11 protein-coding genes are annotated in these 12,986 nt (G+C 55.3%); 8 read left to right on the top strand and 3 right to left on the bottom strand.

The window, feature by feature from the left end:
- Positions 1-9: 9 nt before the first annotated feature.
- The 5 genes from M0646_RS11010 (at position 10) to M0646_RS11030 (ending at position 6,067) form a co-directional block, all read left to right on the top strand.
- Entirely contained in the window at positions 10-1,476 is a 1,467-nt protein-coding gene (locus tag M0646_RS11010) for a site-2 protease family protein (RefSeq protein WP_286625709.1), read from the top strand.
- Positions 1,477-2,238 (top strand): nickel pincer cofactor biosynthesis protein LarB, encoded by a 762-nt coding sequence (gene larB, locus M0646_RS11015; protein WP_286625710.1) that lies wholly within the window; start codon positions 1,477-1,479, stop codon positions 2,236-2,238.
- Positions 2,239-2,280: 42 nt separating this feature from the next.
- Complete coding sequence (gene rpsT / locus M0646_RS11020) at positions 2,281-2,577, top strand: 30S ribosomal protein S20 (RefSeq protein ID WP_149820827.1); 297 nt, start codon at positions 2,281-2,283, stop codon at positions 2,575-2,577.
- 5 nt (positions 2,578-2,582) lie between these two features.
- Positions 2,583-3,380: a TatD family hydrolase gene (locus M0646_RS11025; protein WP_286625711.1), complete on the top strand. Its 798-nt coding sequence runs from the start codon at positions 2,583-2,585 to the stop codon at positions 3,378-3,380.
- 248 nt (positions 3,381-3,628) lie between these two features.
- Entirely contained in the window at positions 3,629-6,067 is a 2,439-nt protein-coding gene (locus M0646_RS11030; protein ID WP_286649642.1) for a phosphoketolase, read from the top strand.
- Positions 6,068-6,105: 38 nt separating this feature from the next.
- On the opposite strand, the gene hisF is transcribed toward M0646_RS11030, so the two are convergent.
- Positions 6,106-6,900 (bottom strand): imidazole glycerol phosphate synthase subunit HisF, encoded by a 795-nt coding sequence (gene hisF / locus M0646_RS11035; RefSeq protein ID WP_286649643.1) that lies wholly within the window; start codon positions 6,898-6,900, stop codon positions 6,106-6,108.
- Positions 6,901-6,915: 15 nt separating this feature from the next.
- Positions 6,916-7,575 carry a hypothetical protein gene (locus M0646_RS11040; protein WP_286649644.1) on the bottom strand — a complete coding sequence of 220 codons (660 nt, stop codon included), beginning with the start codon at positions 7,573-7,575 and terminating at the stop codon, positions 6,916-6,918.
- A gap of 120 nt (positions 7,576-7,695) precedes the next feature.
- On the opposite strand from M0646_RS11040, the gene mrdA reads away from it, so the two are divergent.
- The 3 genes from mrdA (at position 7,696) to M0646_RS11055 (ending at position 12,630) form a co-directional block, all read left to right on the top strand.
- Entirely contained in the window at positions 7,696-9,474 is a 1,779-nt protein-coding gene (gene mrdA, locus M0646_RS11045; protein ID WP_286625716.1) for a penicillin-binding protein 2, read from the top strand.
- Positions 9,475-9,551: 77 nt separating this feature from the next.
- Entirely contained in the window at positions 9,552-10,511 is a 960-nt protein-coding gene (locus tag M0646_RS13255; protein ID WP_286625717.1) for a M23 family metallopeptidase, read from the top strand.
- Positions 10,512-10,521: 10 nt separating this feature from the next.
- Entirely contained in the window at positions 10,522-12,630 is a 2,109-nt protein-coding gene (locus M0646_RS11055) for a M3 family metallopeptidase (RefSeq protein ID WP_286649645.1), read from the top strand.
- Positions 12,631-12,638: 8 nt separating this feature from the next.
- Here M0646_RS11055 and M0646_RS11060 read toward each other — a convergent pair whose 3' ends face one another.
- The gene (locus M0646_RS11060; protein ID WP_149820841.1) at positions 12,639-12,851 is read right to left on the bottom strand and encodes a DUF2949 domain-containing protein; all 213 of its coding nucleotides are present in this window, start codon (positions 12,849-12,851) and stop codon (positions 12,639-12,641) included.
- Positions 12,852-12,986 lie beyond the last annotated feature (135 nt).

Consider the following 12,986-nt stretch of genomic DNA (forward strand, 5'->3'; position numbering starts at 1 on the left):
AGGTAACGCATGATTATTACGGTAGGCCTATTGGCGGGGGCGATCGCCCTACTGGCGTGGGGACTGTACCGCAACCTGCCCTACGGCAAGCTGGGGATTGTGGCTTGGTTGCAAACCCTTGTCCTGATGCTCCCTTGGCTAGTGGTTTTTGGCAGCCTCAGCTTTGGGATTGTGATTAACTTTGCTGCCGTGCTCTTTGGGCTGGTGTTCTCGATTGTGGCCTATGTTGCCCTTGGCCGTTGGTTGCGATCGCTGGCGGCCACCGCCGAATTGCCCCTACCCTCTGCTCCCTCTGGCCGTTCGGAACTAGAGCAAGCCACCACAGAGCAGACGACCCCAGCCCAGCCTACTGCACGACCCAGCCTTCCCGCTGAAGACCTACAAGCCATTCAAAATATCTTTAGCGTTGATACCTACTTCGCCACCGACTACATTCCCTACAAAGGGGGCGTGATCTGCCCGGGGAATCTGCGGGGAGAGGCCAAAGTGGTGCATCAGCAACTCACTGAACGCCTACAGGCCGCCTTGCCCGATCGCTATCGCCTCTTTATGGTGGCCAATGGGGATGGCAAGCCGATGGTCGTGATTTTACCGATGACGACCGAACCGATTCGCTCGGGCAATCTTCAGAAGCTGGCAGCGGTTTTCTTGGCGGTGGCCACCCTTGGAACCTGTCTCGAGACCAGTGCCATCCTGCAGGGGTTTAGCTTACTGGGAAATCCAACCACTGGCCTCTTCCAGCGATCGCTCCCCTTTGCCTTGGGTCTCTTTGGCATTGCTGCTATACGGGAAGGGGGTCACTGGCTAATGGCCAACCGCTATCGAGCGCGCTTAGGGCCGCCCATTTTCTTACCCGCGTGGCAGTTGGGGACTTTTGGGGCCATGACCCGCATTGAATCCTTCCTTGCCAATCGCAGTCAACTCTTTGACATTGGTGCAGCGGGGGCGATCGCCGCCGGTAGTGTTTCGCTGCTGCTGTTGGCCATTGGCCTTGTTCTCTCGCCCACGAGCCAGGGGTTAGAGGTGCCGACCCTCTTTTTCCAAGGCTCGATTTTGGTGGGGACGATCGCCAAGCTCTTTTTGGGGCAGCAGTTGCAAAGTGAAGTGGTGATGGTGCATCCCTTTGTGATTCTGGGCTGGCTGGGCTTGATCATGACGGCCTTAAACTTGATGCCCGCAGGACAACTGGATGGGGGGCGGATTATTCAAGCCATTTACGGTACCAAAACCGCCAAACGACTGACGATTATGACCCTTGTGGTCTTGGGCTTGGTGGCGATCGTCAACCCCTTGGCCTTGTATTGGGCGTTGGTGATTCTGCTGTTGCAGCGGGATATGGATCAGCCCAGTCTCGATGAGATCACCGAACCCGATGATACCCGTGCTGGTCTTGGTCTGCTGCTATTGTTCCTGATGGCCGCTACCTTGATCCCGATGGCGCCGGGGCTAGCGGGTCGCTTGGGAATTGGAGGCTAAATGCCCGATTCACTGCGGCAGATTTTGGCGGCGATCGCCCAAGGGCAACTGAGCGTAGAGACCGCCTATCGCCAACTGCAACACCTGTCCTACGAACCCATTGGCGATTTTGCACGCATTGATCACCAGCGGCAGCAGCGGACCGGCTTTCCAGAGGTGATTTGGGGACCCGGCAAAACCCCGCAGCAGATTGCCGAGATTTTGGAGCGGATGCGTCCCCACTATCCCTGTGTAATGGCCACACGTATTTCTCCCGAGGTGTTTGAGGCCCTGCGATCGCGCGTTGGTGGACTGCACTATTTTGAAAAGGCACGGATTTGCAGTACAGCCCCCATTTTGCCGCCGCAGTTTCCCCTGCCGGTGGGCTTGGTCTGTGCGGGCACAGCGGATCTGCCCGTGGCCGAAGAGGCAGCAGTGACGTTGCAACTGTCAGGATTTGGGGTTGAGCGATTTTGGGATGTGGGGGTGGCGGGGATTCATCGGCTGTTGAGTGTGCGCGATCGCCTAGAGGAGATGGCCGTGCTCATTGTGATTGCTGGCATGGAGGGGGCACTGCCCAGTGTGGTGGCGGGGCTAGTCTCAGTGCCCGTGATTGCTGTGCCCACCAGTATTGGCTATGGCGCGAACTTTGGCGGTTTGGCAGCGCTACTGACAATGCTCAACTCCTGTGCCCCCGGCATTGGTGTCGTCAATATTGACAATGGCTTTGGGGCGGCAATGCTGGCAGCCAAGATCTTGCGATCGCTCAGTCAACGGTTATAATGGTTATTTGTTCTTAATGTGTGATTGATCATCAGGTGACCTGTGGCTAACATCAAATCTGCCGCTAAACGTGCCCAAATTGCTGAGCGCAACCGTCTTCGCAACAAAGCCTATCGCTCGGCAGTGCGGACGCTGATTAAAAACTACTTGACGGCTATTAGTCAGTATGCTGCCGATCCCACTCCGGAAAAACTGGCGGAAGTCCAGCAGCGACTCAACTTGGCCTTTAGCAAAATTGACAAAGCCGTTAAGCGCGGTGTTCTCCATCGCAACACCGGTGCCCGTCGTAAAGCGCGGCTGACCCGTATCCTCAACAAAACGCTGCAACCGGCTGCCTAATCCCCATGTTGGTGGATACCCACGTCCATCTCAACTTTCCAGAGTACGCGCCCGATCTCGACTCAGTGGCTAAACGCTGGCGATCGGCGGGAGTGGTGCGGCTGGTTCACTCCTGCGTTGAACCCAGTGAATTTCCCACCATTCAGAGCCTTGCCGCGCAGTTTCCCGAACTCTTTATGGCAGTGGGTCTCCATCCCCTAGATACGGAGCAGTGGCAGCCGGATCTCAAGGAAAAAATTGCCCGCCTTGCCGCCAGTGATCCTAAAGTGGTGGCCATTGGCGAAACGGGTTTAGATTTTTACAAAGCCACGAATCGCGAAGAACAGGAAGCGGCCTTTTGGGCACAGTTGGAGGTTGCCCACAGCTTGAATCTGCCAGTGATTATCCACTGTCGGGAAGCAGCTGCTGCCGCGCGGGATTTGCTTCAACAGTTTGTTCGCGATCGCGGGCAGGTGCAAGGAGTGATGCACTGCTGGGGCGGTACCCCCGAAGAAACGGAGTGGTTTCTCGATCTGGGTCTTTTTATCAGCTTTAGCGGCACCGTCACGTTTAAGAACGCCAAACAAATTCATGCCTCGGCACAAATGGTTCCCAGCGATCGCCTACTGGTGGAAACGGATTGCCCCTTCCTTGCCCCTGTGCCCAAACGCGGCGAAAAACGCAATGAACCCAGCTATGTGCGCTTTGTGGCTGAAGCCGTCGCCCGTCTGCGACAATGTGACCTCTTGGAATTAGAACAGCAAACCACCCTCAACGCCTGTCAGCTCTTTCGCTTACCGCTGCCCGCTGAACTTGCCGCATAAATTTTTCAGGCATTGGGGCATTCACTGAGTCGAATCAACGTTAAAAAATCTAGCGCATTTGCGAGCCTAGCCATTTCAGCATCCTAGGATGGGGCTGTAGGCTAAAGACGGCTGTTTAGGATGTGTCCTTAATTAGCAAATGCTTTTAGTAACCTGTGGACTCTTTTGAATGCCGTTGGCACTTTACTTTGATCTATTGATCTAAGTTGATTTTCCTGATACTCATGCTGACTTGACGAGGATACTGTATGGTTAGCTCTCCTCCCCGTCCCACCGAACTCACCGCTGATATTCATGCCTTTGGGCCGGCTCGCGCCACGATTCAAGGACAGCCCTTGAGTGATAGTGAAGTTGAGGCCATGGATGCCTTCTTCCGTGCCTGTAACTATCTGGCCGTGGGCATGATCTATTTGCTCGATAACCCCCTACTCAAGGAACCCCTCAAGCCTGAACACATCAAAAAACGCCTCCTTGGTCACTGGGGATCGAGTCCAGGTCTGTCCTTTTGCTACCTTCACCTCAATCGCATTATTAAAAAGTACCAACAGGAGGTGATTTTCCTAGCGGGTCCCGGTCATGGGGCACCGGGGGTCTTGGCACCTGTTTACCTTGAAGGCAGTTACACCGAGATTTACCACAACATTAGTGAGGATGCCCACGGCCTCAAAAAATTCTTCAAGCAGTTCTCCTTCCCCGGTGGCATTGGGAGCCACTGCACCCCAGAAACGCCCGGCTCGATACACGAAGGGGGAGAATTGGGCTATGTCCTCTCCCATGCCTGTGGTGCTGCCTTTGACAATCCTGATTTAATTGTGGCGGCAGTGGTTGGCGATGGGGAAGCAGAAACGGGGCCTTTGGCCACCTCATGGCACATCAATAAATTCCTCAACCCGGCGCGCGATGGGGCAGTCTTGCCGATTCTCAACTTGAATGGCTACAAGATTAACAACCCGACGATTTTGGCACGGATTCCCCATCAGGATTTGGAAAACTTCTTCCGGGGCCTAGGGTATGAACCCTGCTTTGTGGAAGGTTCCGATCGCCCCTCAATGCACCAAGCAATGGCCGCCACCCTCGACTACTGCGTGACTAAAATTAAGGAGATTCAACGAGCAGCTCGGGAAGAGGGCGTCACCACCTTGCCCCGTTGGCCGATGATTGTGCTGCGCACCCCCAAAGGGTGGACAGGCCCCGCGGAAGTGAATGGCCACAAAGTGGAAGGCTTCTGGCGAGCACACCAAGTGCCCATGGCCGATGTCCACACCAACCCTGAAAACCTTAAGCTCCTTGAAAATTGGCTGCGCAGCTACCGCCCCGAAGAACTCTTTGATGAGAATGGCACATTTCGTCCTGAACTCAAGGCCTTGGCGCCAACCGGCAACTACCGTATGGGCATGAATCCCCACGCCAATGGTGGGCTATTGCGCAAGGATTTGAAAATGCCCGACTTTCGGCAGTACGGCATTACGTTTGAGAAACCCGCCCAAATTGAGGTGGAAAATACCCGTCCCCTTGGGGTCTTCCTGCGGGATGTGATGCGCAATAACATGACCAATTTCCGTGTCTTTGGTCCCGATGAAAATACCTCGAATAAACTCAATGCCATTTACGAGGTCAGCAAGAAATTCTGGATTGCGGAATACTTTGAGGAGGACGCCGATGGCGGTGAATTGTCCCCTAATGGTCGCGTCATTGAAATGCTCAGCGAGCACACCATGGAGGGGATGCTGGAGGGCTATCTGCTGACGGGTCGCCATGGCTTCTTCTCCACCTACGAGTCCTTTGTCCATGTCATTGACTCGATGTTTAACCAACACGCCAAATGGTTGAGCATCTGCAATGAACTCTCGTGGCGGGCGGATGTTGCCTCGTTGAACCTGCTGATTACGTCAACGGTGTGGCGGCAGGATCACAATGGCTTCACTCACCAGGATCCGGGATTTTTGGATATTGTCTGCAACAAGAGTGCAAAGGTTACGCGCATTTACTTACCGCCTGATGTCAACTCACTGCTGTCGGTGGCGGATCACTGCCTGCGCAGCAAAAACTATGTGAATGTGATTGTCTCCGACAAGCAGTTGCACTTGCAGTACCTGACGATGGATCAGGCAATTATCCACTGCACGAAGGGGCTAGGCATTTGGGATTGGGCCAGCAATGATCAAGGCTGTGAACCGGATCTGGTGATGGCCAGTGCGGGGGATATTCCTACCCAAGAGGCGTTGGCGGCGATCGCCCTCCTGCGGCAGGAGTTTCCAGAGCTGAAGATTCGCTATATCAATGTGGTGGATCTCTTTAAGCTGCAACCGGAAACCGAACACCCCCACGGCCTCAGCGATCGCGACTTTGATAGTCTCTTTACCCTCGATCGCCCGATTATCTTTAACTTCCATGGTTATCCGTGGTTGATCCACCGTCTCACGTACCGCCGTCACAATCACCGTAATTTGCACGTGCGCGGCTACAAAGAAAAGGGCAACATTAACACCCCCCTTGAGTTGGCCATCAATAATGAGATTGATCGCTTTAGTCTTGCCATTGATGCCATTGATCGCCTCCCCGGTCTTCAAGTGGCGGGTGCCCATGCCAAGGAGAAATTCCGCAACATGCAAATTGAAGCCCGCAACTACGCCTACGAGTACGGTGTGGACAAGCCGGAGTTTAGCCACTGGACTTGGCCATTTTAGCTTGATCCTCTAGGTTGATGTTCTGCCCCTCTCTTCGCTTATCGGCAAGGGAGGGGTTCTTCTTGGCGCACGGGCACTTGGTGCTGATGGAGATAGTCCTTGATCTGGGCGATCGTCAGTTGGCCATAGTGTAGAAGCGAAGCCAACAGTGCCGCCTCTGCTTTCCCTTCCACAAGAGCCGCGCGAATATGCTCACAGGTACCTGCCCCCCCAGAGGCAATCACAGGAATCTCCACCCGCTCAGCGATCGCCCGCGTCAATTCGAGGTCGTAGCCCGCCTGTGTCCCATCGGCATCCATACTGGTCACCAGCAGTTCGCCCGCACCCCGTTTAGCCATTTCCACCGCCCATTCAATCGCATCTAGCCCCGTAGCTTCCCGTCCGCCGCGCACATAGACTTGCCAACGGGGTTGGTCTGGATCGCAGTGGAGTTGGCGCCGCGCATCAATGGCGACAACAATACATTGGGCACCAAAGCGATCGCTGGCCTGATTCACGAGATCGGGTTGCCGCACTGCCGCCGAATTCAGGCTGACTTTATCTGCCCCGGCGCGCAATAGGTCTTTGATCATCGTCAGGGACTGAATCCCACCCCCCACCGTCAGGGGAATAAACACCTGATCCGCGGTGCGATAGACGACATCAATAATAATGTTCCGCTCTTCATGGGTGGCCGTAATATCGAGAAACACCAGCTCATCCGCACCCGCTGCATTGTAGGCTTGCGCCAGTTCAACCGGATCGCCGGCATCGCGCAGGTTGACAAAGTTCACGCCCTTGACGACGCGACCCGCCTTCACATCCAGACAGGGCAAAATTCGTTTGGCAAGCATTTAGCCTCCTTGGGACTACTGCACAGTGACACGGCGACCCCCGCCACTGACAAAGATAATGGCGCGACCCTCCGCCATCGGTTCCCAACCGACATCAAAGCCACTGCGCCAAGCCACCGCACGGGCTGCCCGGAAACAATCAAAGCTATCGGGACGCACAAAAAAGACAAGGGAATAGCGGCTGGGGGAGAGGCGATCAATGGTACGCCGAAAGTTGGACGCGGGTTTTTCCAGCGTGCTAAAGGATTCGCCACCGCTGCGATCGCGGGGTTCAAAAAGGGTTTGCAAAATTGGTTGCCCTTGGCTGTGCACCAGACTCAAGCGCACATCGTAGTGGCGGGTACGGTGGCGAAAGGACTCTAGTTGTTGCTGAATTTGGTGGGGATCTGCAAAAGGATTTTCTGTAATGCGCCGCAGGTGGCGATCAATGGCCTCACTGACTTGATCCTCCTCAAGGGGCAGGGCGCGATTTTCACGACACTCAAAGAAATACACCTGCTTGCGGGTTTCGCGGGCAATGGGCGTGCGCACAAGAGCAGGAGACACTGCTGCTGTCAAGCTGGCAAAGAGGCAGACAAAGATCATCACCCCCACGGTATTGGTGAGGACATCGAGGAACGAGTCCAGATTTTGACTGGGGGCTTGGACTTGGGGACGGCAGCGCGATCGCTTCATGAAGCGGCAGTACAGAGACTTCTTCTAGGTTATCGGAATTCTTGACCTCTGGTCTTAGCGCATCTGATAGAGTGGCAATTGAATAGCCTCAGTGATCAATTCTTCAACTCCCCCCTGCCTATGGCAATGCTAAAAACCCGTCCCCCTCGTCCCCTCACCTACCAAGCCTACGATCGTGTGGTTGGCAAACAGGGTCGGGTCTTGGTGTTGCTCTCGATCATGACCATATTTTTGCTGGGGGGCATTGGTGCCCGCTTGGGGTATCTGCAAATTGTTGAGGGCGATCGCAACCGCCAGATGGCCGATGAAAACCGCATTCGCCTAATTCCCAAACCGCCGGAGCGGGGGAAGATTTTGGATCGCAAAGGGCGGATCCTCGCGGGAAATAAGTTCTCCTACTCGGTATTTCTCTGGCCCCTTGCGGCGAAAAAGCCCGAATGGCCGCAGACGGTGAACATTCTCTCGCGGGTGCTCAATATCCCTGCCAGTGAGATCGAAGCGCGGGTCAAACAAGCAGGGGTGAATTCTCCTTCGTTGATTCGCATTGCCCAAGGGATTAGCCAAGCGCAAATTGTTGCCCTTGAAGAACACCGCAATTTCCTGACGGGGGTCGAAATTGACCGCGAGGCCATGCGCTTTTATCCCCACGGCGAAACGGCAGCTCACATCATTGGCTACATCGGCGAACTGAATGAGGAGGAACTAGCAGCACGCCGGGATCAGGGCTACCGCCTTGGCGATGTCATGGGCAAAATGGGCGTCGAAGCCACCTATGAAAAGGTACTACGGGGGACATGGGGCGGTCAGCAGGTGGAGGTGGATGGTCAAGGTAAAGTGATTCGCATTCTAGGCCAAAAGGTGGCTCGACCGGGGAATGACATCACGCTGTCAGTGGATTTGGACTTGCAAAAAGCGGCGGAAGCAGCCCTAGGGAGTCGGCCGGGGGCGATCGTGGCCATGGATCCCCGCGATGGTTCGATTCTTGCCCTTGCCAGCTATCCTGCCTTTGACCCCAATTGGTTTGCCCGCCGCATGACCCAAGCCCAGTGGGACGAGCTACAACGGCGGCAATTTCCCTTTGTCAACCGTGCCCTCCAAGGGTTCCCTCCCGCGAGTACGTTCAAAATCGTAACGACGGTGGCGGGTCTGGAGTCTGGGAAGTTTAGCCCTGATACGGTACTGATGACCTATCCTGCCCTCTACACAGGGGGCTTTGCCTTCCACGATTGGAACCGGGCGGGCTTTGGCCCTCTGGGCTTTGCCGGTGCCATGGCATGGAGTAGTAACACCTTTTTTGGTCAAGTGGCGCGCCGCATTGGACCTGAAACCCTGATTCATTGGGCGCATCGCTTTGGAATGGGGTCTAAAACCGGCATTGACTTACCCGGTGAAGCTCCCGGATTTGTGCCAACCCCCCAGTGGAAGCAAGAAACCTTTGGCGAGGGGTGGTACGACGGCGATTCCTTGATTACCGCCATTGGTCAAGGGGCCTTGCAGGTGAGTCCGCTTCAAGCCGCGGTCATGTTTGCAGTGCCTGCCAATGGGGGCTATAAAGTGCGGCCACACCTGATTGCTTCCGACAATCCCCATCGCTGGCGACAATCATTGAACTTAAAGCCCTCTACCATTCAAGTGCTGCGCCAAGGGTTACGGCAGGTAGTGACCAGTGGTACAGGGGCTGCCCTGAATGTTCCTGAGGTTGCGATCGCCGGCAAAAGTGGTACCGGGGAAGACCCACCTCGCCCTAACCACACTTGGTTTGGTGCCTATGCCCCTGCAGACAAACCGGAAATTGTGGTCGTCGCCTTTGCCGAAAACTCTGGTGGTGGGGGTGGGTCTGTGGCAGGTCCGATGGTGCTCAAAGTGATTCAGACCTATATGAAAATTCGCGATCGCTAGCCCCTTGCGGCCAAGCAGATTGTCATTCCCCAAGGTTGCGCCTAGAATTTGAAGGAATGCGTGTGATGGGGTGAACCATGATCGAGCAGCGCGTCCTTGCCCTTGGGCTGACAATAGGTCTCTTGACAACCGCCTTGGGGACTCGCCAGAGTGTTGCTGAAACGATTCTTGCTGAACCAGAAGCGGCTGCACCGATCCTTGTCAATCCTGTTCAACCGGTGGACAGTGAGCCTCTTGTTTTCTCCACAGACCCCGTGGATCCACCTCCCGGCAGCGAACCCCTTGAAAACCTGAAGCCTGCCCGCTCTATCCCCGTGGTGATCCAAGAACGCTCGACAGGCTGTCAAGCGATCGTTAGCGAGGGCGTTCCCCCCAACATTTGCCAAGCCCAAGGTGCTCCACACCCCCTAGTGACCCCCACGGCTACATCACCTTCTGCTCCAGCTTCCCATCGCCCCTTGGTGGCTGCAAACCCAAGAAATTTTGTGCCATCTGCCCAAACGGCTGCGCCGGCCTATGTACGCCAGCCCTTTCCGGGACCGAATCCCTTGCGTTGGCTAAAGGTCAACAATGGCCAAATGCTCTTTCCCTTGCCGTTTCCGGTGCCCATTACCTCAACTTTTGGCTGGCGCATCCATCCCATTTTTGGCGATCGCCGCTTCCATTCGGGAACCGATTTGGGCGCTCCTCAAGGGACACCCGTGTTGGCAGTTTTTGATGGTCGTGTGGTTGAGTCGAACTGGCTGGGGGGCTATGGCCTCACCGTCATTTTGCAACACCTGCCAGAACAGCACCAAACCCTCTATGCCCACCTCTCACAGCTTTTTGTCAATCCCGGTCAATGGGTGAAGCAGGGGGATGTTATTGGCCTTGTCGGCAGTACTGGCAACTCCACAGGTCCGCACCTGCATTTTGAAATCCATGAGATGACGGCTCAGGGGTTGATTCCCGTTGCCCCCGAAGCGCGGTTAGAATTGGCCTTAGCACAGTTAAAGCAGGCGATCGCCCAAGCGCGTCAGCAATCGAATCGCAGTTAGTAGGATACCGATGGTTATTGCGACTTCCCCTCACACCGATAATCCCCTCTTGCGGGGCGATGGTTTTCCCCCCTTTGATCAGATTGAGGTGAGCCATGTTGAGCCAGCCGTGCGCCAACTGTTGCAGGAACTCACCCAAGAATTAGAGACCCTCGAGCAATCCTTCACGCCCACGTGGGAAGGGCTAGTGGAACCCCTCGAACGTTTGAGCGATCGCCTCGGTTGGACATGGGGCATTGTCAGTCATCTCACCGGCGTCAAAAATAGTCCCGAATTGCGTCAAGCCTACGAAGCCGTTCAACCCCAAGTAGTGGAGTTTTACACCCGTTTGGGTCAATCGCGCCCCCTCTATGAAGGCTTTAAGGCACTGGCTGCCAGTCCTGAGTTCCAAACCTTTTCCCCTGCGCGTAAACGCATTGTCGAAGCCGCCATTCGCAACGCCGAACACAGTGGTGTCAGCCTAACGGGTGCTGCCAAGGAACGCTTTAATGCCATTCAACTGGAATTGGCCGAGCTATCCACCCAGTTTTCCAATAACCTTTTGGATGCCACCAAGGCCTTTCGCCTCAAGCTCACCCAACCCGATGAAGTGGCTGGACTTCCCCCCAGCCTACTGGCGCTGGCTGCCCAAACCGCTCGCCAAGATGGCATTGAGACCGCCACCCCCGAAACAGGGCCATGGCACATTACCCTCGACTTCCCCAGCTTTGGCCCCTTTATGCAGCACAGCCAACGGCGGGATTTGCGGGAGCAGCTCTATCGCGCCTACATTTCCCGTGCCAGCAGTGGTGAGTGGGATAACCGTCCCATTCTTGAGCGCATCCTTGCCCTGCGGGTCGAAGAGGCACAGCTTTTGGGATTCAACACCTATGCTGAACTCAGCCTTGCCAGCAAAATGGCCGATAGTGTGGCCAGTGTGGAAAAGCTCCTCGAGGAACTGCGGCAAGTCAGCTATCGTGCGGCGGCGCAAGAACTGGAAGAACTGAAAGCCTTTGCTGCTGCCCAAGGGGCACCCGAAGCCACCGATCTGCAGCACTGGGATATTCCCTATTGGGCTGAACGGCAGCGGGAGGCGCTCTTTGACTTCAATGATGAGGAACTGCGTCCCTACTTTCCTCTCCCCCAAGTGCTGGAGGGCTTATTTGGCCTAGTGAAGCGACTGTTTGGGGTGACGGTGGTGCCTGCGGATGGTCAAGTACCCGTTTGGCATCCTGATGTGCACTTTTTTGCCATCCTCGATGAAAATCATCTGACGATCGCCCACTTTTACCTTGACCCCTACAGCCGTCCTGCCGAAAAACGCAGTGGGGCATGGATGGACGATTGCCTTGGCCGTGCCAAATATCGCATTCAGGGGGAATGGCGCACCCGCTTACCCGTTGCCTACTTGGTTTGCAATCAAACCCCCCCAGTGGATGGCAAGCCCAGCCTGATGACCTTTAGCGAAGTGGAAACCCTCTTCCATGAGTTTGGGCATGGTTTGCACCACATGCTGACGCAGGTGGATGAAGCGGGGGCAGCGGGCATCAACAATGTGGAGTGGGATGCCGTCGAACTTCCCAGTCAATTTATGGAAAACTGGTGCTACCATCGGCCAACGCTCTTTGGCATGGCACGCCACTATGAAACGGGGGAACCCCTGCCAGAACACTACTATGAAAAACTGGTTGCTGCCCGTACCTATCGCGCAGGCAGTGCCCTATTGCGGCAGTTGCACTTTAGTTTGTTAGATTTAGAACTGCACCATCGCTATCAACCGGGGCAAGGAGAAACCCCCCAACAGGTGCGCGATCGCCTAGCGCAGACAACAACCATTTTGCCCCCCTTGCCCGAGGATGCCTTTCTCTGTAGTTTTGGCCACATTTTTGCTGGGGGGTATGCTGCGGGTTACTACAGCTATCTGTGGGCAGAAGTTCTCAGTGCCGATGCCTTTGCCGCCTTTGAGGAAGCAGGCCTAGACAACGAGCAAGCCATTGCTGAAATGGGACGACGCTATCGCGAAACCGTGCTTGCCCTTGGCGGCAGCCAACCCCCGATGGAGATCTTCAAAGCCTTCCGCGGCCGTGAACCCATTACTGAACCTCTACTACGGCACCGAGGATTGTTGTCGAAAACTTAGTTTGCCACTTACGGAGCCTTAGGCAGGCGATCGCCCCGCGTTTGATCCAGCCACTCAAAAATCCGATCCAACTGCTCCAAGGTAATGAAGCCATACTGCCAAAGAATAATCGGCAAAGATCCGCGCTGCTGTTGCCACTGACGCAAAGCCATCGCAATACTCTCTGGCGGCAGTGCCAGTTCCTGTTCAAGGTATTGCAGTAGTTGAGGAGAGTAGGGCATCGCACGTGAGGAGTGACTGATGAGGCAGGGACAACAAAACTTTTAGACTTGCAGTATAGCAATGGGATTCTCAGGATAGGGTGAGTTTAACAAAAGCTGCATATTATCTGAGAAGACGCCGAGGCTGATTGCAAT

This window comes from Thermosynechococcus sp. B3, assembly GCF_030323045.1.
Taxonomy (GTDB): Bacteria; Cyanobacteriota; Cyanobacteriia; order Thermosynechococcales; family Thermosynechococcaceae; genus Thermosynechococcus.

Excerpts from the sequence above, each read along its gene's own strand:
- M0646_RS13255 (WP_286625717.1), top strand. The coding sequence starts at position 9,552 with ATGATCGAGCAGCGCGTCCTTGCCCTTGGGCTGACAATAGGTCTCTTG.
- M0646_RS11030 (WP_286649642.1), top strand. The coding sequence starts at position 3,629 with ATGGTTAGCTCTCCTCCCCGTCCCACCGAACTCACCGCTGATATTCAT.
- M0646_RS11040 (WP_286649644.1), bottom strand. The coding sequence starts at position 7,575 with ATGAAGCGATCGCGCTGCCGTCCCCAAGTCCAAGCCCCCAGTCAAAAT.
- larB (WP_286625710.1), top strand. The coding sequence starts at position 1,477 with ATGCCCGATTCACTGCGGCAGATTTTGGCGGCGATCGCCCAAGGGCAA.
- M0646_RS11010 (WP_286625709.1), top strand. The coding sequence starts at position 10 with ATGATTATTACGGTAGGCCTATTGGCGGGGGCGATCGCCCTACTGGCG.
- M0646_RS11060 (WP_149820841.1), bottom strand. The coding sequence starts at position 12,851 with ATGCCCTACTCTCCTCAACTACTGCAATACCTTGAACAGGAACTGGCA.
- hisF (WP_286649643.1), bottom strand. The coding sequence starts at position 6,900 with ATGCTTGCCAAACGAATTTTGCCCTGTCTGGATGTGAAGGCGGGTCGC.
- M0646_RS11025 (WP_286625711.1), top strand. The coding sequence starts at position 2,583 with ATGTTGGTGGATACCCACGTCCATCTCAACTTTCCAGAGTACGCGCCC.
- mrdA (WP_286625716.1), top strand. The coding sequence starts at position 7,696 with ATGGCAATGCTAAAAACCCGTCCCCCTCGTCCCCTCACCTACCAAGCC.
- M0646_RS11055 (WP_286649645.1), top strand. The coding sequence starts at position 10,522 with ATGGTTATTGCGACTTCCCCTCACACCGATAATCCCCTCTTGCGGGGC.